The 20,458-nt window shown below is 73.4% G+C and carries 20 protein-coding genes and 1 pseudogene; 15 read left to right on the top strand and 6 right to left on the bottom strand.

The window, feature by feature from the left end; translation table 11 throughout:
- Positions 1–954 (bottom strand): annotated as a pseudogene (locus tag J7E86_RS01955) (hypothetical protein); the annotation flags it as partial.
- 121 nt (positions 955–1,075) lie between these two features.
- Between J7E86_RS01955 and J7E86_RS01950 the strand changes: the two are divergent.
- Positions 1,076–1,789 (top strand): LuxR family transcriptional regulator, encoded by a 714-nt coding sequence (locus tag J7E86_RS01950; protein ID WP_374223754.1) that lies wholly within the window; start codon positions 1,076–1,078, stop codon positions 1,787–1,789.
- A gap of 100 nt (positions 1,790–1,889) precedes the next feature.
- Positions 1,890–2,372 (top strand): DUF456 domain-containing protein, encoded by a 483-nt coding sequence (locus J7E86_RS01945; RefSeq protein WP_215079088.1) that lies wholly within the window; start codon positions 1,890–1,892, stop codon positions 2,370–2,372.
- 17 nt (positions 2,373–2,389) lie between these two features.
- On the opposite strand, the gene J7E86_RS01940 is transcribed toward J7E86_RS01945, so the two are convergent.
- The 4 genes from J7E86_RS01940 to J7E86_RS01925 form a co-directional block, all read right to left on the bottom strand.
- Entirely contained in the window at positions 2,390–2,887 is a 498-nt protein-coding gene (locus tag J7E86_RS01940; protein WP_215079086.1) for a methylated-DNA--[protein]-cysteine S-methyltransferase, read from the bottom strand.
- A 2-nt stretch (positions 2,888–2,889) separates the two neighbouring features.
- Positions 2,890–4,371 carry a DNA-3-methyladenine glycosylase 2 family protein gene (locus J7E86_RS01935; protein WP_215079084.1) on the bottom strand — a complete coding sequence of 494 codons (1,482 nt, stop codon included), beginning with the start codon at positions 4,369–4,371 and terminating at the stop codon, positions 2,890–2,892.
- 321 nt (positions 4,372–4,692) lie between these two features.
- Positions 4,693–5,784, bottom strand: a complete 1,092-nt coding sequence (gene rsgA, locus J7E86_RS01930) for a ribosome small subunit-dependent GTPase A (RefSeq protein WP_215079082.1) — start codon at positions 5,782–5,784, stop codon at positions 4,693–4,695.
- Positions 5,785–6,193: 409 nt separating this feature from the next.
- On the bottom strand, positions 6,194–7,369 hold the full coding sequence (locus tag J7E86_RS01925; RefSeq protein WP_215079080.1) for a YihY/virulence factor BrkB family protein: 1,176 nt from the start codon (positions 7,367–7,369) through the stop codon (positions 6,194–6,196).
- A 238-nt stretch (positions 7,370–7,607) separates the two neighbouring features.
- On the opposite strand from J7E86_RS01925, the gene J7E86_RS01920 reads away from it, so the two are divergent.
- The 13 genes from J7E86_RS01920 to J7E86_RS01865 all read left to right on the top strand — a co-directional run bounded on the left by J7E86_RS01920 (position 7,608) and on the right by J7E86_RS01865 (position 18,959).
- Positions 7,608–8,867 carry a helix-turn-helix domain-containing protein gene (locus J7E86_RS01920; RefSeq protein ID WP_215079077.1) on the top strand — a complete coding sequence of 420 codons (1,260 nt, stop codon included), beginning with the start codon at positions 7,608–7,610 and terminating at the stop codon, positions 8,865–8,867.
- 26 nt (positions 8,868–8,893) lie between these two features.
- On the top strand, positions 8,894–9,466 hold the full coding sequence (locus J7E86_RS01915; protein ID WP_215079075.1) for a GNAT family N-acetyltransferase: 573 nt from the start codon (positions 8,894–8,896) through the stop codon (positions 9,464–9,466).
- Positions 9,467–9,600: 134 nt separating this feature from the next.
- Complete coding sequence (locus J7E86_RS31960; protein ID WP_374223753.1) at positions 9,601–9,684, top strand: putative leader peptide; 84 nt, start codon at positions 9,601–9,603, stop codon at positions 9,682–9,684.
- A 192-nt stretch (positions 9,685–9,876) separates the two neighbouring features.
- Complete coding sequence (locus J7E86_RS01910; protein WP_215079074.1) at positions 9,877–11,613, top strand: nitrite/sulfite reductase; 1,737 nt, start codon at positions 9,877–9,879, stop codon at positions 11,611–11,613.
- Positions 11,610–11,786, top strand: coding sequence for a hypothetical protein (locus tag J7E86_RS01905; RefSeq protein WP_215079072.1), 177 nt, complete (start codon positions 11,610–11,612; stop codon positions 11,784–11,786). The genes J7E86_RS01910 and J7E86_RS01905 overlap by 4 nt, the downstream gene beginning before the upstream one ends.
- Positions 11,773–12,456, top strand: a complete 684-nt coding sequence (locus J7E86_RS01900) for a phosphoadenylyl-sulfate reductase (protein WP_215079070.1) — start codon at positions 11,773–11,775, stop codon at positions 12,454–12,456. Before J7E86_RS01905 ends, J7E86_RS01900 begins: the two co-directional genes overlap by 14 nt.
- Before the next feature lie 17 nt (positions 12,457–12,473).
- Complete coding sequence (gene cysC / locus J7E86_RS01895; RefSeq protein ID WP_215079069.1) at positions 12,474–13,007, top strand: adenylyl-sulfate kinase; 534 nt, start codon at positions 12,474–12,476, stop codon at positions 13,005–13,007.
- Complete coding sequence (gene cysD / locus J7E86_RS01890; protein ID WP_215079067.1) at positions 13,004–13,918, top strand: sulfate adenylyltransferase subunit CysD; 915 nt, start codon at positions 13,004–13,006, stop codon at positions 13,916–13,918. The genes cysC and cysD overlap by 4 nt, the downstream gene beginning before the upstream one ends.
- Before the next feature lie 2 nt (positions 13,919–13,920).
- Entirely contained in the window at positions 13,921–15,249 is a 1,329-nt protein-coding gene (locus tag J7E86_RS01885; RefSeq protein ID WP_215079065.1) for a sulfate adenylyltransferase subunit 1, read from the top strand.
- A 105-nt stretch (positions 15,250–15,354) separates the two neighbouring features.
- Positions 15,355–16,461, top strand: a complete 1,107-nt coding sequence (locus J7E86_RS01880) for an aliphatic sulfonate ABC transporter substrate-binding protein (protein ID WP_215079063.1) — start codon at positions 15,355–15,357, stop codon at positions 16,459–16,461.
- Positions 16,462–16,501: 40 nt separating this feature from the next.
- On the top strand, positions 16,502–17,305 hold the full coding sequence (locus J7E86_RS01875) for an ABC transporter ATP-binding protein (RefSeq protein WP_215079061.1): 804 nt from the start codon (positions 16,502–16,504) through the stop codon (positions 17,303–17,305).
- Complete coding sequence (locus J7E86_RS01870) at positions 17,292–18,194, top strand: ABC transporter permease (RefSeq protein WP_215079059.1); 903 nt, start codon at positions 17,292–17,294, stop codon at positions 18,192–18,194. The genes J7E86_RS01875 and J7E86_RS01870 overlap by 14 nt, the downstream gene beginning before the upstream one ends.
- 12 nt (positions 18,195–18,206) lie before the next feature.
- Complete coding sequence (locus tag J7E86_RS01865; protein WP_215079057.1) at positions 18,207–18,959, top strand: sirohydrochlorin chelatase; 753 nt, start codon at positions 18,207–18,209, stop codon at positions 18,957–18,959.
- Between the two features lie 166 nt (positions 18,960–19,125).
- Here the strand turns inward: J7E86_RS01865 and J7E86_RS01860 are convergent, their stop codons facing one another.
- Positions 19,126–20,367, bottom strand: a complete 1,242-nt coding sequence (locus J7E86_RS01860; protein WP_215079055.1) for a S8 family peptidase — start codon at positions 20,365–20,367, stop codon at positions 19,126–19,128.
- Positions 20,368–20,458: the final 91 nt, after the last annotated feature.

Raw genomic sequence — 20,458 nt, 5'->3', positions numbered from 1 at the left:
CGGGAGGCGCGGGCGTTCGAGCCGGGCGGAACGGGCGGGCGGGACGGAGGGGGCCGACACGGGCGGCCCGGGCGCCGCGGGCTCCGGTGCCTCGCGCGGGTCGGGGGCCTTCTCCGCCACCGGCTCCCGGGGCGCGGGCGGCCCGGCGGGCTCCACGGGCCGGGCCTCGATGGCCGGTGCCGGCTGTTCCGCGGGCTCTTCCGGCTGTACGGGCAATCCGGGCTCCTCGGGCCGGCGCGGCTCGGCCGCGGTGCTCTCGGGGCCGGCCGGCTGCCGGGGCCGCGGTGGCCTCGGCGGGCGCGGTGGCTTCAGCGGCTTGTCGGCCAGCGGTCCGGCCTGCGCGGCGGCCGGGCGGCCGGGCACTCTCACGGGCCGTCGCTCGGGCCGCTCCTCGCCGGGCTTGCCGTCGCGCTGGTCGGTGTGCCGGCCGGTGTCCTTGCCGGTGTGTTTGTCGACATGCCGCCCGATGACGGGCGCCCGCAGGTCGGGCGGGCCGGCCGGCGGGGGTGGAGCGGGCGTCCTGGGTGGAGGCACCTGGGCCCGGGGGTCGATGTGCGTGTCACCCACGATCCGCTCCGACGCCGTCGGCGAGGGCAGTCGCGGCGGGCCCGGCATGGCGGGCGGGACATCGATCGGCAGCACCGGGCCGCGCGCCGGCGGCCCTCCATAGCCCTTCGGCAGGGGCGGCAGTCCGCCCGACGGTGGCGCCGGTGGGTCGGGTGGCGCGGGTGGCCTCGTGGGCTCCACTCCGGGCGGCCGCTCCGGCCTCGACGCCGCTTTCGCATTTCTGTTCGTGGACCTCGGTGCCGCTCCCACCACCGCCGAGGCGGAGGTGAACCGTTCGTCGAGGCTGTCGTCCTGGGAGGCGGAACCCGTATCGGGTTCATTCTTGTCGTACAACTCGCCCCACCAGGCGTCCTCTTGACCGGTGCGCTGGTCCCCCTGCTGACTCATGCCCTTATTGTCCACACTGTGTGGCATACGGGAAGAGTGCACGGCAGACGTCACCCGGGGATGATGAACGGAGTCGGAAGGCGCTTGTGGGGAGGGATGTCGCGTGCTCGGTGCCATAGGCCTGGACGTCGTCCGGGAAGCGGTGTCGTGCGAGCGGGAGGCGGAACGGTTCGCCGGGCACAGTGCGGTGGAACTGGTGACCGGCGCGTCCGCCGTCGCCGAACGGCTGCTGGGACTGCGGATCGGAGCGCGCGAGGAGGTGTGCGCCCTCCTGGCGGACAGACCCGGGTCCGCGGCGGCGGACATGGTCAACGACGTGCGCCACCGGGCCGTCGTCGAACGCGCGGCCCTGGCCGGGCTGATGGGGCTGCCGGGGCTGTCGACGGCGTTCGGCCGGGGCGGTCCCGCCCGGGTCCGGGTCGTCGACCGGGTGCCCGCCGAACTGGTCGTCGCCGACCGCGCGCTCGCCCTCGTGCCCCTGACCCCGCGCTCCGGCGAGCCGACGGAGCCCACGGCCCTGCTCGTCCACCCCGGCGTACTGCTCGCGTCCCTGGTCGACCTCTTCGAGGACGTGTGGCACGAGGCCCTTCCCCTGCGCGTCTGCGCCGACGGCCGCCGCTACGAGGGCCCGGCGGCCGGCCCGGACGCCGTGGACCTCCAGGTGCTCTCGCTGCTGCTGATCGGGCTGACCGACGCCAGCGTCGCCAAGCAGCTCGGACTCGGGCTGCGGACCGTGCAGCGGCGGGTGAAGCGGCTGATGGAGCTCGCCGGGGTGACCACCCGGCTGCAACTGGGCTGGCACGCGGCCGAGCGCGGCTGGACGCCCCGGCGCTGACCCGCCCGCCGCCCGGACGGGGTCGCCACCGGCGCTTACCGGTCACCGTGGCCGTAATCGTCCGGAAGCGGCGGCGCCCGGGTTCCGGCAAAGTTGGTCCATGGGGACGTGGCAGCTGGTCCTGGTCGGCCTGGTGATGCTGCTCGGCCTGCTCGGCGTCGTCACCCCGGGTGTGCCGGGTCCGCCGATCGTCTGGGCCGGTGTGCTGTGGTGGTCGATGACGACGCGGACCGCCGCCGCCTGGGCCGTTCTGGCCGGGGCCACCGGCGTGCTGCTGCTGAACCAGGCCGTGATCTGGCTGCTGCCGCCGCGCCGGCCGCGGGGCGCCGGCATCACCCGCCGCGCGTTCCTGGTGGCCGGGGCGGCCGGGACCGCCGCCTTCTTCGTCGTTCCGGTGCTGGGCGCCCCGCTGGGGTTCGTCGCCGGGATCTACGGGGCCGAGCGGCGACGGCTGGGCGGGCGCGGCGCGGCGTGGGCGTCGACGCGCCATGTGATGCGGACGCTGGGGACGAGCGTGCTGGTCGAGCTGTTCGCCTGCCTGCTGGTCGTCGGGGTGTGGGTGGGCACGGTGGTGTGGGCCTGAGCGGCGGGGCCGGCCCGTCAGCCCGTCACGCCCTCCAGGCCCAGCAGCAGCCGTTTGCGGTCCAGGCCGCCCGCGTAGCCGGTGAGCGTGCCGTCCGCGCCGATCACACGGTGGCAGGGGCGCAGGACGAGCAGCGGGTTGGCGCCGACGGCACCGCCGACCGCGCGGACCGCGGCGCGCGACGCGCCGACGCGGGCGGCCAACTGCCCGTAGCTGGTGGTGGATCCGTACGGTACGGAGTCGAGCGCGTCCCACACCCGCCGGCGGAACTCGGTGGCCCGGACGGCGAATTCGAGGGTGAAGTCCTTCGACTCGCCCGCGAAGTACGCGGCGAGCTGGCGTTCGGCCTCGGCGAAGGCGGCCGGCTCGCGCCGCCAGCCGGCGGCCACGGCGGGGGCGTTCTTCTGACCGGGCACCGTCAGCGAACAGATGGCGGTGGTGCCGGGCACGGTCTCCGAGGGCCGGCCGGTGAGGAGCAGGACGCCCAGGGGGCTGTCCACTTCGGTGTAGAGCATGGTCAGTCGTCCTTCGCGGTGTGGTTCCAGAGGTGGTGCAGGGCGTACGAGCGCCACGGGCGCCAGCCGGCGGCGGCGTCCGGCGGGGCGCCGAGGGCGGCGAGTCCGTGCCGTACGCCCGCGTCGCCGGGCAGGAAGACGTCCGGGTCGCCGAGGGCCCGCATCCGTATGTAGCCGGCGGTCCAGGGGCCGATGCCCGGGAGGGCGAGCAGGGCGCGCTCGGTGGCGTCGCGGTCGACGCCGGGGCCGAGGTCGACGTCACCGTCGGCGAGGGCCGTCGCGAGGGCGCGCAGGGCCCGGCGGCGTGCCTGGGGCATGCCGAGCTCCTCCAGCCCGGCCTCGGCCAGGGTGGCGGGCTCGGGGAAGACGTGGGTGAGGGTGCCGTCGGGCGCGGCGAGGGGCTTGCCGTACGCGGCGACGAGCGTGCCCGCGAGGCGGGCGGCGGCGGCCACGGTGACCTGCTGGCCCAGCACGGCCCGTACGGCGAGCTCGTCGCCGTCGGCCGTGCCCGGGGAGCGCAGCCCCGGCCGGGCCTCGGTGAGCGGGCGCAGCCGGGGGTCGGTGCCGAGCCGCTCGGCGACGGCGTAGGGGTCGGCGTCGAGGTCGAACAGGCGGCGCACCCGCTGCACGGCGGTGGACAGGTCGCGCAGGTCGCCGAGGTGCAGCCGGCAGTCGAGCCAGCGGCCGCGGCGGCCGGCCGCGGCCGGTTCCCGCACCTCGGCAATGCCCGTGCCGTAGGGCAGGCGCAGGGTGCGGCGGTAGCGGCGGGCACCGGGGGCGCCGGTCATCTCCTCGATGCCGGCGATGGCCCGGCGCTGGAGGAAGTCGAAGATCTCGCGCGCGGCGTACGGGCCGCGATGGGCGAGCCGCAGCGGGACGCCGGTGGGTGCCGAGCCGCCGGTGCGGGCCCCGCGTGCCTCGGCGCGCAGGGCGCTGGGAGTACGGGCGTAGATCTCCCGGACCGTGTCGTTGAACTGCCGGACGCTGGCGAAGCCCGCGGCGAACGCGATCTCGGTGACCGGCAGCGCGGTGGTCTGGAGGAGGACCCGCGCGGTGTGGGCGCGCCGGGCCCGGGCGAGGGCGACGGGCCCGGCGCCGAGCTCCTGGGTGAGCTGGCGGTGGACCTGGCGGGGGCTGTATCCGAGCCGGTCGGCGAGCCCGGCGACGCCGTCGCGGTCGATGACGCCGTCACCGATCAGCCGCATGGCGCGGCCGACGAGGTCGGCCCGTACGTCCCATTCGGCCGAGCCGGGCACGGCGTCCGGGCGGCATCGGCGGCAGGCGCGGAAGCCGGCTCCCTGCGCGGCGGCGGCCGACGGGAAGAAGCGGACGTTGGGCCGCTTGGGGGTGACCGCCGGGCAGCTCGGGCGGCAGTAGATGCCGGTGGTGACGACGGCGAAGAAGAAGTGGCCGTCGAAGCGGGCGTCGCGGCTGCGGACCGCGTCGTAGCGCGCGTCCTCCGGCGGTGCCGCTGTGTCTGTCATGTGTTCCAGTCTGCGGGATGCCCGCGCGGCGCGGCTGGCGGGAATCGGACGTGACCCTCTGGGGTGTCCGGCGGGTCTTCGCCCGCGGGGTGTCCCGGCCGCCTGCGGCGGCGAGCGCCCTGCGGGCGCGTCCTCAAGCTCCCCCAGCTACCGCTGGGGGTGCCCCCAACGGGCTTGATTGTGGCTGAGCTCAGCCACAATCAAGCCCGTCCGGCGATTGAGGACACCGCCGCGCAGCGGTGGTGCGCACGACACGGCCCGCAGCCGCCCGCTCGCATGACCCGCCGGGCGGCCGAGGGCGGCAACGGGCCCGGCTTCGCCCTACCGCACCTTCCCCCGCTTGCGTTCCAGGTTGCGGTAGCCCTCCGCCTGTTTGACCTTGAACTCGCGGCGGAGCTCCGCCCGCAGCCGCGCGTCCGTGCGGGCGGCGAGCCGCTCGTTCTCGCGGAGCAGCTTGCGGTAGCTGTCCAGGCGGCGCTGGGCCAGCTCGCCGGAGTCGACCGCGGCCAGGACCGCGCAGTCCGGCTCGTCGCCGTGCCCGCAGTCGTGGAAGCGGCAGCGGGTGGCGAGCTCCTCGATCTCGGCGAAGGTCCGCCCGACCCCGCCCTCGGAGTCCCACAGGCCCACCCCGCGCAGGCCGGGGGTGTCGATCAGGACACCGCCGCCGGGCAGCGGCAGCATGTTGCGGGTGGTGGTGGTGTGGCGGCCCTTGCCGTCGCTGTCGCGCGTGGCGTGGACGTCCTGGACGTCCTCGCCGACCAGGAGGTTGGCCAGGGTGGACTTCCCCGCGCCGGACTGGCCGAGCAGGACCGTCGTACCGCCGGCGAGTGCGGCGGCGAGGGCGTCGACGCCCTCGCCGGTCGCCGAGCTGACCGCGAGGACCCGGGCCCCGGGGGCCGCGGCGGCGGTGTCGTCGAGGAGGTGCCCGAGGACGGCCGGGTCGCCCACCAGGTCGGCCTTGGTGAGGACGATCAGGGGTTCGGCGCCGCTCTCCCAGGCGAGGGTGAGGAACCGCTCGACACGGCCGAGGTCCAGCTCGACGGCGAGGGAGACGGCGATGACGGCGCGGTCGACGTTGGCGGCCAGGATCTGGCCGTCCGACCGCTTGGAGGAGGTGGAGCGCACGAACGCCGTGCGGCGCGGCAGCAGAGCCCGTACGTGCCCCTGGGCGAGGTCGACGGCGGCCCAGTCGCCGGTGCACATGATGCGCAGCGGGTCGCCGGTGGTGACGAACGCGGTGTCGGCGTGGACGGTCCGTACGCCGTCGCCGTCGGGGACGACGAGGTCACAGCGGCCGCGGTCGACGCGGATGATGCGGCCCGGCGTCAGGCCCTCGGCGGCGTGGCGGGAGAAGCTTTCAGCGAACCCGTCGTCCCAGCCGTAGCGGGAGAGCGGGTGTGACAGCTCGGACAAGACTGTGGTCCTTAGGAAGGGAGTGGGAGAGAACGGACTTCCGAGTGCGGGCAACGCCCATCGCCGTGACAGTCATCGGACCTCGCCTCCCTTCCTTCTGCGGGCGCGGATCTCGCGCCGGATCGATCGTAGGCACCACCGGGCCCCGGGCGCGAACGAATTAAGGAGCGCCGGGCCGTGTCGTGCGCACCACCGCTGCGCGGTGGTGTCCTCAAGCGCCGGACGGGCTTGATTGTGGCTGAGCTCAGCCACAATCAAGCCCGTTGGGGGCACCCCCAGCGGTAGCTGGGGGAGATTGAGGACGCGCCCGCAGGGCGCCCGCCGCCGCAGGCGGCAAAGACGACCCGCCCCGCCGCAGGCGGCCACGCGGCAAAGACGGCCCGCAGCCGAAGATCCCGCAGGACACCGCCTAATCGCGCGGCTTGGCGTGCTTGGGGCGGTGTTCCGGCTTGTGGATCCGCGAGCGCACGTCCTCGGGGGGCAGGAACTGGGCCCACCGCTCGGGGAACTCCGAGGGCGGTTCGCAGTCCTGGCCCACCACGCCGTCGTCGAAGGGCTCGTCCTCGGCGTCGTCCTCCAGCCCCGCCTCCAGCGCGCGGGCGGCCCGCTCGGCCGCCTCCTGCGCCGCGGCGGCGACCCGCAGCCGGTCGACCTCGGCGCGGGCCGCGGCGGTGGCGACGGACGGCCACACGCGGTCGAGGGCGGCGTTGACGGCGGCGCCGACGAGCACGGCGAAGGCCGAGACACCGATCCACAGCAGCACGGCCACGGGTGCGGCGAGCGAACCGTAGATGGTCGGGCCCTCCACCGTGTGGGTGAGGTAGATGCGCAGCAGGAAGCTGCCGAGCACCCACATCGTCAGGGCCACGAGCGCGCCGGGGATGTCCTCCTGCCAGGGCGAACGCACCGGCACGGACACGTGGTAGAGCGTGGTGAGGAAGGCGATCGACAGCAGGATGACGACGGGCCAGTACAGGAAGCGGACGACGTCCGCGCTCCAGGGCACGATGTCCACCACGGTCTCGGGTCCGGCGACCATCAGCGGGAGCGCCACCGCCCCGACGAGCAGGGCGACGATGTAGAGCAGGAAGGCGAGCAGCCGGGTCTTGACGATGCCGCGCTTGCCCTCCAGCCCGTACATGATCGTGATGGTGTCGACGAAGACGTTGACCGCGCGCGAGCCCGACCACAGGGCGATGGCGAAGCCGATCGAGATGATGTCGGGCCGGCCCTTGGTGACGTCCCGCAGGAGCGGTTTGGCGATCTCGTTGACGCCCTTGTCGCTGAGCACGGTCGCCGACGCCTTGAGGATGTTCTCCTGGATGGAGCCGATCGTGTTGGTGCCGGTCCAGTCGTCCAGATAACCGAGCAGGCCCAGGAGGCCGAGGAGCAGCGGCGGCAGGGACAGCAGAGTGAAGAAGGCGGCCTCGGCGGCCAGCCCGGTGACGCGGTATTCCACGCAGGAGTTGACGGTGTCCTTGAGGAGCAGCCACGCCATCCTGCGTTTCGAGACATTTCGGTACAGGACTCTTGCCCTGTGGAGTCGGCCTATGCGCCGCCCCGATGGTTCGTTTGCTGCCTGCACGCTCTAACCGTATCGGCCCTGGCCAGGTTGGTTCGCACCATGGGCGAAGCGGCCGGGCGGCGGCGGGCGGGGCGGGCCGGAGCGATCCGGCGGAGGGTGATGCTGCGCCGACTCGGCACCACCCTCCGACCGCTCACCGTCAGCTTCGTCCCCGCCGTGGCCACCCGCAACGGTTGCACGCCGTTGCAATCCGGCGGATGCCCCCACGGGCGGGCCCGCGCGACGGCACCATGTCAGCGTGAAGCGCGCGACGATCGACGAAAGCCTGCTGCCGGCCGTCCGGGAGGCATGTCTCGGCGACGGCGCGCCCCCCGTTCCGCCCCGCCCGGTGATCGGGCGGTCGTGGCACCGGGTGCGGCGGCACGGCCTCGATCCCGACACCGGCCGTCCGGCGCCACCGCCGCTGCCCGTCGAGGAGGTCGAACACCGGCGTCATGCGTCACCGCTGGGCGGTCTGCTGCCGCAGTTGCGGGAGGGGCTGGGCGCGATCGTGGACGTGGAGCGGCACCTGATGGCCGTCACGGACGCCGAGGGCCGGGTGCTGTGGCGGGACGGCAGCCGGGGGGTGCTGCGCAGCGCCGACCGGCTGGACTTCACCGTGGGGGCCTCCTGGAGGGAGGAGCTGGTGGGGACCAACGGCATCGGGACCTCGCTGGTGGAGCGCCGTCCGGTGCAGGTGCACTCCGCCGAGCACTTCGTCCGTACGCACCACACGTGGACCTGCGCGGCGGCCCCGCTGCACGACCCGCGCGACGGGCGGCTGCTGGGCGTGCTGAACCTCAGCGGGCCGGTGCCCGCGTTCAATCCGGCGACGCTGCCGCTGGTGACGGCCGTCGCCAAGGTCGCCGAGGCGGAGCTGCGGGCCCGGCACTGGCAGTCGGTGGACCGGTTGCGGGCGGTGGCGGCGCCGATGCTGTCGCGGCTGGGCGGGCGGGCGCTGGCGGTCGACCGGGAGGGCTGGGCGGCGGCGGTGACGGGGATGGCGCCGGTCGGCCGGGTGGCGCTCCCCAAGTCCGTACAGGCCGGGCGGGTGTGGCTGCCGTCGATGGGGCTGTGTTCGCTGGAACCGCTGCCGGACGGCTGGCTGGTGCGCGTGGAGGAGGCCGCCCGCCCCGAGACGTCGGCGCACCGGGTGGTGCTGGACCTGCGGCGGCCGCGCGACTGGACGGTGACGGTCGCCGGCCCGGCGGGCGAGTGGTCGCGGGAGCTGAGCCCCCGCCACGCCGAGCTGCTCTACGTCCTGGCCCGCCATCCGGCGGGGCGGTCGGCGGCCGAGCTGGCGGCGGACCTGTTCGGCGACCCGACGCGCACGGTGACGGTCCGGGCGGAGATGTCGCGGATGCGGCGGACGCTGGGCGGGGTGCTCGGCCACCGCCCGTACCGCTTCGCCGACAGCGTCGACGTCCGGCTGCTGACCCCGGCCGTGGCCGAGGACCTGCTGCCCGCCTCGTCGGCGCCCGCGGTGCTGGCCGCCCGCGGGGGTCCGCCCGCCGGTTAGCCCCGGTGCCGTGGTTGGCTGGCGGTATGAGCACCAGTTCGACCACCGTGACCACGTGGTCCCTCCAGCAGACGTCCCCGGCCGATCTGCTCCCGGCGCGGGAGCCCGATCCGGCCGCTATCCGGATCGTCCGGGCCGGGGTGCCTTCGCCCGAGTTCAGCCGATTCCTCTATACGGCCGTGGGCGGCGACCTGTCCTGGACCGACCGGCTGGGCTGGCCGTACGAGCGGTGGCAGGAGTTCCTCGGGCGGCCGGGCGCGGAGACCTGGGTGGCCTACGAGCACGGGACGCCGGCCGGCTACGTCGAACTGGACCCGCAGGACGAGGGCGTCGTCGAGATCACCTACTTCGGCCTGCTCCCGGCCTTCCGGGGCCGCCGGATCGGCGGTCACCTGCTGTCGTACGGGACCGCGCGCGCCTGGGACCTGGCGGAGCGGTGGCCGGAGCGGACGCCGACGAAGCGGGTCTGGCTGCACACGTGCAGCAAGGACGGGGAGCACGCCATGGCCAACTACGAGCGGCGCGGTTTCACGCTCTTCGACACGAGGACCGAGGAGGAGCCCGACGCCCCGGCGCCCGGCCCCTGGCCCGGTGCGTAACGGGTGATTCCGGGCCGGCCCGGATCCCGGCCGAGCCGGGGTCCGGGGCTGATCCATCTCACCATCCGGGAAGATTTGGTCCACATTACGGATACCGGTGGACTGGCCGGAGACCGCCGTGCCACGCTTCCGTCATGTCCCGCGCAGGAGTTGCCTTGGTGAGTCGACGTCATGTCGACCTCGGCCGCATGTCCAGCGCCATCTGTCAGGCGCGCTGACCGGATCAGCAGCACCGCCTTCTCGCCGTCCCCATCGCCGCGGACGAGCGCCCACTTCGCCTGTCACGACCGCCGCCGCATCGTCGCCACAGCGGTCCGCTGAGGCGTACCCGCAGGTCAATGCGGGGATCCCGCCCGTACGCGGCCGCCCTCGTCCCGCGCCGTGAGAGCCACCCAGAAGGACACAACGCCATGGCCGCCACCCCGGACACCGCCCACCCTCCCGCCGGCCCCGAGGCCGGGAACGCCCCGGCCGCCACCGCCGCGAGCCGCCGCAAGGCGGGCCGCCACCGCGGCGAGGGCCAGTGGGCCGTCGGCCACTTCACCCCGCTCAACGGGAACGAGCAGTTCAAGAAGGATGACGACGGTCTCAACGTACGGACACGTATTGAGACGATCTACTCCAAGGCGGGCTTCGACTCGATCGACCCGAACGACCTGCGCGGCCGGATGCGCTGGTGGGGGCTCTACACCCAGCGCAAGCCCGGGATCGACGGCGGCAAGACCGCGATCCTGGAGCCGGAGGAGCTGGACGACAAGTACTTCATGCTGCGGGTGCGCGTCGACGGCGGCCGGCTCACCGTCGACCAGCTGCGGACCATCGGCGAGGTGTCGCAGAGTTACGCGCGCGGCACGGCCGACATCACCGACCGACAGAACATCCAGCTGCACTGGGTCCGTATCGAGGACGTGCCCGCCATCTGGGACAGACTGGAAGCGGTCGGGCTGTCCACGACCGAGGCGTGCGGCGACTGCCCGCGCGTGATCATAGGTTCGCCGGTGGCCGGCATCGCCGAGGACGAGATCATCGACGGCACGCCCGCCGTCGACGAGATCCACGACCGGTACATCGGCAGCAAGGAGTTCTCCAACCTGCCGCGGAAGTTCAAGACCGCGATCTCCGGCTCGCCCGTGCAGGACGTGGTCCACGAGATCAACGACATCGCGTTCGTGGGTGTGCACCACCCCGACCACGGGCCCGGCTTCGACGTCTGGGTCGGCGGCGGGCTGTCCACCAACCCCCGCCTCGCCGAACGGCTGGGCACCTGGGTGCCCCTGGACGAGGTCGCGGACGTGTGGGCCGGAGTCGTCGGCATCTTCCGCGACTACGGCTACCGGCGGCTGCGCACCCGCGCCCGGCTGAAGTTCCTGATGGCCGACTGGGGGCCGGAGCGGTTCCGCCAGGTGCTGGAGGACGAGTACCTGGGGCGCAAGCTGCTCGACGGCCCCGCGCCCGAGGAGCCCGTCTCCCGCTGGCGCGACCACGTGGGAGTGCACCGCCAGCGCGACGGCCGCTACTACGTCGGCTTCGCCCCGCGCGTCGGCCGGGTGGACGGCGCCACCCTCACCAAGATCGCCGAACTCGCGGGCGCGCACGGCAGCGACCGGTTGCGCACCACCGTGGAACAGAAGATGATCATCCTCGACGTGGCGGCCGACCGGGTCGACTCGCTCGTGGCCGGTCTGGAGGCGCTCGACTTCCAGGTCAGGCCCTCGCCGTTCCGGCGCGGCACCATGGCGTGCACGGGCATCGAATTCTGCAAGCTCGCCATCGTGGAGACCAAGGCGCGCGGCGCCTCACTGATCGACGAGCTGGAGCGCCGGATGCCCGACTTCGAGGAGCCGGTCACCATCAACATCAACGGCTGCCCGAACGCCTGCGCCCGCATCCAGACCGCCGACATCGGCCTCAAGGGCCAGCTGGTCCTGGACGCGGCCGGACAGCAGGTCGAGGGCTACCAGGTGCACCTCGGCGGCGCGCTCGGCCTCCAGGCCGGCTTCGGCCGCAAGGTCCGCGGCCTGAAGGTCACCGCCGACGAACTCCCCGACTACGTCGAGCGGGTCCTCACCCGCTTCGGCAAGCAGCGCGAGGACGGCGAGCGGTTCGCGGCCTGGGCCGCGCGGGCGAGCGCGGAGGACCTGTCATGAGCGGCCGGGCCGCCCCCTTCTACTGCCCCTACTGCGGGGACGAGGACCTGCGCCCCTCCGAGGAGGGCCACGGCGCGTGGGAATGCGGCGCCTGTAACCGCGCGTTCCGGCTCTCGTTCCTCGGGCTGCTGTCCCGCGGACCGGCCAAGGGAGCACCGAATGACCGACCTTGAGATACTCGCCGAGCGGGCGGGCCGCGAACTGGAGGGCGCTCCGGCCCTCGACATCCTGGCCTGGGCCGCCGAGACGTTCGGGCCGCGCTTCTGCGTGACCTCCTCCATGGAGGACGCGGTCGTCGCCCACCTCGCGTCCCGCGCCCTGCCCGGCGTGGACGTCCTCTTCCTCGACACCGGCTACCACTTCCCGGAGACCATCGGCACCCGGGACGCGGTCGCCGCCGTGATGGACGTCGAGGTCATCACGCTCACCCCCCGGCGGACCGTCGCCGAGCAGGACGCCGAACACGGCCCCCGGCTCCACGACCGCGACCCGGACCTGTGCTGCGCGCTGCGCAAGGTCGAGCCGCTGACGGCCGGTCTGGCCGCGTACGACGCGTGGGCGACCGGCCTGCGCCGCGACGAGTCGCCGACCCGGGCCGGCACGCCCGTCGTCGGCTGGGACGAGCGGCGGCGCAAGGTGAAGATCTCGCCGATAGCCGCCTGGACGGACGAGGACGTGGACGCCTACGTCGCCGAACACGGGGTGCTGACCAACACGCTGCTGATGGACGGCTACGCCTCCGTCGGCTGCGCCCCCTGCACGCGCAGGGTCGCCGAGGGCGAGAACGCGCGCGCCGGCCGCTGGGCCGGGCGCACCAAGACCGAGTGCGGGCTGCACGGATGACGACAGGGGAGCAGGAGATGAGCGGGGCCACCATCTGGCTCACCGGTCTGCCGAGCGCGGGCAAGACGACGATCGCGCGTGCGCTGGCGGAGCGGTTGCGCGGTGAGGGGCACCGGGTGGAGGTGCTGGACGGGGACGAGATCCGCGAGTTCCTCTCGGCCGGTCTGGGCTTCTCCCGCGAGGACCGGTCCACCAACGTGCAGCGGATCGGCTTCGTCGCCCAGCTGCTGGCCGCGCATGGTGTGAAGGTCCTGGTCCCGGTGATCGCCCCCTACGCGGACGCCCGGGAAGCGGTGCGCGAGCGCCACCGGAAGCACGACACCGGCTATGTGGAGGTGCACGTGGCGACGCCCGTGGACGTCTGCTCGGTGCGGGACGTGAAGGGCCTGTACGCCAAGCAGGCGGCCGGGGAGATCTCCGGGCTGACCGGGGTCGACGACCCGTACGAGGTACCGGCCGACCCCGATCTGCGGATCGCGGCGCACGAGCTGGGCGTGGCGGAATCGGCGGGCGCGGTGCACGGCCTGCTCGTGGAGAGGGGCCTGGCATGAGCGACGCGAACGACCGGTACGCGCTGTCGCATCTGGACGCGCTGGAGTCGGAGGCGGTGCATGTCTTCCGTGAGGTGGCGGGTGAGTTCGAGCGGCCGGTGATCCTGTTCTCCGGTGGCAAGGATTCGATTGTGATGCTGCACCTGGCGCTGAAGGCGTTCGCGCCGGCGCCGGTGCCTTTCGCGCTGCTGCACGTCGACACCGGGCACAATTTCCCCGAGGTGATCGCCTACCGCGACCGGGTGGTGGCCGAACACGGTTTGCGGCTGCATGTGGCGTCGGTGCAGGACTTCATCGACGACGGGCGGCTGCGCGAACGCCCGGACGGCACCCGCAATCCGCTCCAGACGGTGCCGCTGCTGGACGCGATCGAAACTCATCGTTTCGACGCGGTGTTCGGGGGCGGCCGGCGGGATGAGGAGAAGGCGCGGGCGAAGGAGCGGGTGTTCTCGCTGCGCGACGAGTTCGGCGGCTGGGACCCGCGCCGCCAGCGCCCGGAGCTGTGGCAGCTCTACAACGGCCGCCACGCACCCGGCGAACACGTCCGCGTGTTTCCGCTGTCGAATTTCACCGAGCTGGACGTGTGGCAGTACATCGCCCGGGAGAAGATCGAACTCCCCGGCATTTATTACGCGCATGAGCGTGAGGTGTTCGCCCGGGCGGGGATGTGGCTGGCGCCGGGGGAATGGGGCGGGCCGAGGGAGGGTGAGCGGGCCGAGACCCGTCTGGTGCGCTATCGCACGGTCGGTGACATGTCCTGCACCGGGGCGGTGGATTCCGACGCGGTGACGATCGAGGCGGTGATCGCGGAGATCACGGCGTCACGGCTGACCGAACGCGGCGCGACCAGGGCCGACGACAAACTCTCCGAAGCCGCGATGGAAGACCGCAAGCGCGAGGGGTACTTCTAGTGATGACCAGCACCACGGGCGCCGGCACCACTTCGCTGCTGCGCTTCGCGACCGCCGGGTCGGTCGATGATGGCAAGTCCACCCTGGTCGGCCGCCTCCTGCACGACTCCAAGTCCGTGCTGGCCGACCAGCTCGAAGCCGTCGAGCATGCCTCCCGCAACCGCGGCCAGGACACACCGGACCTGGCGTTGCTGACGGATGGGCTGCGGGCGGAGCGCGAGCAGGGCATCACCATCGATGTCGCCTACCGCTACTTCGCCACACCACGGCGCCGGTTCATCCTCGCCGACACCCCCGGGCACGTGCAGTACACCCGCAACATGGTCACCGGCGCCTCCACCGCCGACCTCGCCGTCGTCCTCATCGACGCCCGCAACGGCGTCGTGGAGCAAACCCGCCGCCACGCCGCCGTCGCCGCGCTCCTGCGCGTACCGCACCTGGTCCTCGCCGTGAACAAGATGGACCTCGTCGACTACGCCGAGCCCGTCTTCGCCGACATCGCCGACGCGTTCAGCGCCTACGCGGCCTCCCTGGGCGTGCCCGAGGTGACCGCCATCCCGATCTCCGCCCTGGCGGGCGACAACGTGGTGGCCCCCTCCGCGCACATGGACTGGTACGGCGGCCCGACCGTCCTGGAGCACCTGGAGACCGTGCCGGTCGTCACCGATCCCACCGGTGAACCGGCCCGCTTCCCTGTCCAGTACGTCATCCGCCCCCAGACACCCGAACACCACGACTACCGCGGCTACGCCGGCCAGATCGCCTCCGGCGTGCTGAGCGTCGGCGAGGAGGTGACGGTCCTGCCGTCCGGCCGTACGAGCGTGATCGCGGGCATCGACCACCTGGGGACGAGCGTCGCCACCGCCTGGGCACCGCAGTCGGTCACGGTCCGGCTGGCCGACGACCTGGACATCTCCCGCGGGGACCTCATCGCTCCCGCCCTCACCGCACCCGCGCCCACCCGCGACGTGGAGGCCACCGTCTGCCACGTCGCCGACCGGCCGCTGCGCGTGGGCGACCGGGTCCTGGTCAAGCACACCACCCGCACCGTCAAGGCCATCGTCAAGGACATCCCCTCCCGGCTGACCCTCGACGACCTCTCCCAGCACCCCGCCCCCGGCGAACTGACCGCCAACGACATCGGCAGAGTCACCCTGCGCACGGCGGAGCCCCTCGCCCTCGACCCCTACACCCGCTCCCGCCGCACCGGCTCCTTCCTCCTCATCGACCCCACCGACGGCACCACCCTCACCGCCGGCATGGCCGGCGAGGCGTTCGCCGTCGAAGGGGCCGCGACGCCGGCCGCCGACGACGAAGGCTGGGACTTCTGAACATGACGTGTTGACGCTGCCGCCGCTCGCCCGTCCCCGCAGCCCTTGTTCAACTGCCGGGCGTACCTGAGTCGTACGCCCGGGTCGTCGAGAGGAACTCCCCTCGTGCCTGCCGTCCGACCACCCCGCCGCGTCCTCGCCGCCGTGGCCGTTCTCCCTCTGCTGACCGGGGCGCTCGGCGCCTGCGGCTACGGCTCGGAGAAGAAGGACGACACGAGCCGGAACACCGCCGCCGAGGGCAGGAAGCTCTCGGCCGGCACCGTCCGGATCGGCTACTTCCCCAACATCACCCACGCCACGCCGCTCGTCGGGGACCAGGAGGGGCTGATCCAGAAGGAGCTGGGCGGCACGAAGCTCCGTTCGACCACCTTCAACGCGGGGCCGTCCGAGATCGAGGCGCTCAACGCCGGTTCGATCGACATCGGCTGGATCGGCCCGTCGCCCGCCATCAACGGCTATGTGAAGTCCAAGGGCAAGAGCCTGCGGATCATCTCCGGCTCGGCCTCCGGCGGGGTGAGGCTGGTGGTCGACCCCAGGAAGATCTCCTCGCTCGACGACGTCAAGGGCAAGCGGATCGCGACGCCGCAGAAGGGCAACACCCAGGACGTCGCGTTCCTCAACTGGGTGGCGGACAAGGGCTGGAAGGTCGACCCGCGGACCGGCAAGGGCGACGTGTCCGTGGTCCGCACGGACAACAAGGTGATCCCGGACGCCTTCAAGGCCGGTTCCGTCGACGGCGCCTGGGTGCCCGAGCCGACCGCGTCGAAGCTGGTCTCGCAGGGCGGGAAGGTGCTGCTGGACGAGGCGGCGCTGTGGCCGGACAAGAAGTTCGTGATCACCAATGTGATCGTGTCGCGGAAGTTCCTCGCCGAGCACCGTGACGTGGTCGAGGCCGTGCTGCGCGGCTCGGTGCGGACCAACGCCTGGATCAAGGCCGAGCCGGAGAAGGCCAAGGCGTCGGCGAACGCGGCGCTGAAGAAGCTCTCCGGCACGGCGCTGCCCGCCGAAGTGCTCGATCCCGCCTGGCGTGCCATCGAGGTCACCGACGACCCGCTGGCCAAGACCCTGGAGGCCCAGGCGGCGCACGCCGTCCGGGCGGGACTGCTGGAGAAGCCGGACCTGTCCGGCGTCTACGACCTGACCGCGCTCAACAAGGTGCTCAAGGCCGAGGGACGCGAGACGACCGACGCCGCGCGGCTCGGCACGCAGTGACCAGCGAACCACAGGCGCCCAGAACCCAGGAGGTGACCGGATGGCCCCGGCACTGACCACCGACAAGGCCGGCCCGGCCGAGGTCGCGGACCACGCGCCCGCGGCCGTGCGGATCGACCACGTCCACAAGAGCTTCGGCCGCCCCGGCGCGGCCCTGCCCGTCCTGGACGACATCACGCTCGATGTGCGTCCCGGCGAGTTCGTCTGCCTCCTGGGGGCCTCGGGCTGCGGCAAGTCGACCCTGCTGAACCTGGTGGCCGGCCTGGACCGGCCGACCGCCGGCTCCATCGAGGCGCCCGGCGGACGCCCGGCGCTGATGTTCCAGGAGCACGCGCTGTTCCCGTGGCTGACCGCGGGCCGCAACATCGAACTGGCGCTGCGGCTGCGCGGTGTGCCGAGGGCCGCGCGGCGGCCGGAGGCGGAGCGGCTGCTGGAGCTCGTACGGCTCGGCGGCTCGTACGGCAAGCGGGTGCACGAGCTGTCGGGCGGGATGCGGCAGCGGGTCGCGCTGGCCCGCGCGCTGGCGCAGGACAGCCGGCTGCTGCTGATGGACGAGCCGTTCGCGGCGCTCGACGCCATCACCCGGGACGTGCTGCACCACGAACTGACCCGGATCTGGGCCGAGACGCGGCTGTCGGTGCTGTTCGTCACCCACAACGTCCGGGAGGCCGTCCGGCTCGGCCAGCGGGTGGTGCTGCTCTCCTCGCGACCGGGGCGGGTGGCCCGCCAGTGGGCGGTGGACATACCCCAGCCGCGTCGGATCGAGGACGCGGCGGTCGCGGATCTGTCCGTGGAGATCACCGAGGAACTGCGCAAGGAGATCCGCCGCCATGGCCAGCACTGAGACCTCCCCCTCCCGCCCGCCCGCGGAGTCCCACGACCTGGCGGGTCTGGAGGCCGGGCTCGACGCCCTGGACACCGTGCAGAGCGCCCGCGCCCCTCTGTCGCAGGTGCTGCTGCACAAGGTGCTGCCGCCGGTCCTGGCCGTGGTGCTGGTGCTCGTCGTCTGGAAGCTCCTGGTCCTGGCGGAGGTCACCGACGACTACAAGCTCCCCGACCCCTCGGCGGTGTGGCACAGCCTCAGGGAACTGTGGCTCCAGGGCACGCTGCTGGACATCGTGTGGACCAGCGTCTCGCGCGGTCTGCTCGGCTTCCTCGCCGCGCTCGCCCTCGGCACCCCGCTGGGCCTGCTGGTCGCCCGGGTGGGGTTCGTACGGGCGGCCCTCGGGCCGATCCTCTCCGGCCTCCAGTCGCTGCCGTCCGTCGCCTGGGTGCCGGCCGCCGTGATCTGGCTGGGCATCACGGACACGGCGATGTACGCGGTGATCCTGCTGGGCGCCGTGCCGTCCATCGCCAACGGGCTGGTCTCCGGCATCGACCAGGTGCCGCCGCTGTACCTGCGGGCCGGCCGCACGATGGGCGCGACCGGTGCGCGCGGCGCCCGGCACATCCTGCTGCCGGCCGCCCTGCCCGGGTACATCGCCGGGCTCAAGCAGGGCTGGGCGTTCTCCTGGCGCTCGCTGATGGCCGCCGAACTCATCGCCTCCTCGCCCGACCTGGGCCTGGGGCTGGGGCAGTACCTGGAGAACGCCCGTACCGACTCCGACATGCCGGGCGTGCTGCTCGGCATCCTGCTCATCCTGTTCGTCGGCATCGCGATCGACCTGATCGTCTTCAGCCCGCTGGAGCGCCGTGTGCTGCGCGGCCGCGGGCTGGCGGCGGCCGGCCGGTAGGGGGCGGCCGCCGTGGTCCTTCTCCTCATCGCCCACGGGAGCCGCGATCCGCGGCACGCCGTGACGATGGACGCGCTGCGCGCGCGGGTGGCGCGGCTGCGGCCGGCGCTCCGGGTCGAGGTGGGGTATCTGGACTTCTGCGTGCCCTCCGTGCCGCGCGCCCTGGAGCGGCTGGCGGCGGAGGGCGCGCGCGACGTCGTGGCGCTGCCGCTGCTGCTGACGCGGGCGTTCCACGCCAAGGCCGACATCCCCGCCGTGCTGCGCGAGGCGACGGCCCGGCTGCCGCGGCTGAGCGTACGTCAGGCCGAGGTGCTGGGGCCCTCGACGCTGCTGACCGCCGCGCTGGAGCGGCGGCTGTACGAAGCCGGGGTGCGCCCCGGTGACCGGTGCTCGACCGGGGTCGTCCTGGCCTCGGCGGGCTCCTCCGACCCGGAGGCGGGCGCGGTGTCCGCTGATATCGCGCGGGAGTGGCGGCGCACCGGTTGGTGTGCCGTGCGGCCCGCGTTCGCCTCCGCTTCCCCGCCGCGCACCGAGGACGCCGTACGGGCGCTGCGCGCCGAGGGAGTGCGCCGCGTGGCGGTCGCCCCGTACGTCCTCGCGCCGGGCCGGCTGCCGGACCGGATCGTGCGGGGCGCCCGGGAGGCGGGCGCGGACGTCGTGGCGGACGTGCTGGGGCCGGCGCCCGAGGTGGCGGCGCTGCTGGTGCGGCGCTACGACGAGGCGGTGGCGGCACGCGCGGCGGCGGTGAACGCGTTCGTCGGCTGAGCCCACGGCGCCCGCGTCCCCCGTCACGGCGAACCCCCGGCGTGCCCGATCGGCCCGGCTTCCACGGAACGGCCACGTGGGAAGGCCGGCCGTCGCGCCCCGTGGGGGTGGGGCGCGGCGACCGGCCGGACGACCCTCGCGGGGCCGCCTACGGGGGTGCGGGGTGTTACTGGACGACCTTCAGGAGCTTGTTGGCCGTGCCCTCGCTCGGGTTGCTGATCTTGTCGGCGGTGGCGCCCTTGACGAGCGCGTCCGAGACCTGCGCGGGGGTGGCGTCCTTGTGACCGCTCAGGTAGACGGCCGCGGCGCCCACGACGTGCGGGGTGGCCATGGACGTACCGGAGATGGTCTTGGTGCCCGAGTCGCTGTCGTTCCAGTCGGAGGTGATGTCCGAGCCGGGGGCGTAGAGGTCGACCACGCTGCCGAAGTTGGAGAAGTCGGACTGCTGGTCGTCCTTGGTGCTGGAGGCGACGGTGATGGCCTCCTTCACGCGGGCCGGGGAGCCCTTGCCGGCGTCGGTGGACTCGTTGCCCGCCGCGACGGCGAAGGTGACGCCGGACGCGATGGCCTTCTGCACGGCCGCGTCGAGGGCTTCGTCCGCCCCGCCGCCGAGGCTCATGTTGGCGACCGAGGGACCCTTGTGGTTCTTGGTGACCCAGTCGATGCCCGCGACGACCTGCTCGGTGGTGCCCGAGCCCTCCGCGTTGAGCACCCGCACAGCGACGATCTTCGCCTTCTTGGCGACGCCGTGCGCGGCTCCGGCGATGGTGCCGGCGACGTGGGTGCCGTGGCCGTTGCCGTCCTCGGCCTTGTCGTTGTTGTCGACGGCGTTGAAGCCGTACGCGGCGCGGCCGGCGAAGTCCTTGTGGCTGATGCGCACGCCGGTGTCGATGACGTACGCGGTGACGCCCTCGCCCGCGCCGTCGGGGTAGGCGTACTTGCCGTCACCCTTGGTCTCGGCCTGGTCGATGCGGTCCAGGCCCCAGGAGGGTGGGGCCTCCTGGGTGGCGTTGATGCTGAAGCGGTGGTTCTGGACGACCTTGGCGACGGACGGGTCGGCCGCGAGGCGCTTGGCCTCGGTCCGGTCCAGGCCGCTGGCGGAGAAGCCGTTGACGGCCGAGTCGTAGGTCCGGTTGAGCTTGCCGCCGTAGCGGGAGGTGAGGTCCTTGCCCTTGGCAGGGACGGACGCGGCGCCGGTGGCGCCCTTCGCGTGCGCACCGTCCTTGAGCAGGACGATGTAGCTGCCGTCGATCGCGCCCGCGGCGTCGGCGCCGTAGACGGTTCCCTCGGCGGGAGCGGTGGCGGCGCCGGCGGGCAGGGTCAGCAGCGTGGCTCCCGCGGTGACGGCGGCCGCGGCGGATATCGCCAGTACGATCCGTCGCTTTCCGGCGCGCTTGTGTGATGCCATGACGAGGTTTCCTCCTCGTGCGGAAATGTGGGGGGGAAATGCGCGTTGGTCGAACGCACCCGAAGTGACGGAAGACCGCCCTCCGGGTGCT

It is taken from the genome of Streptomyces sp. ISL-11, assembly GCF_018614525.1.
Lineage (GTDB): Bacteria > Actinomycetota > Actinomycetes > Streptomycetales > Streptomycetaceae > Streptomyces.
The sequence above is the reverse complement of the archived record's forward strand: the minus strand, read 5'-3'. Positions and strand labels throughout refer to the sequence as shown.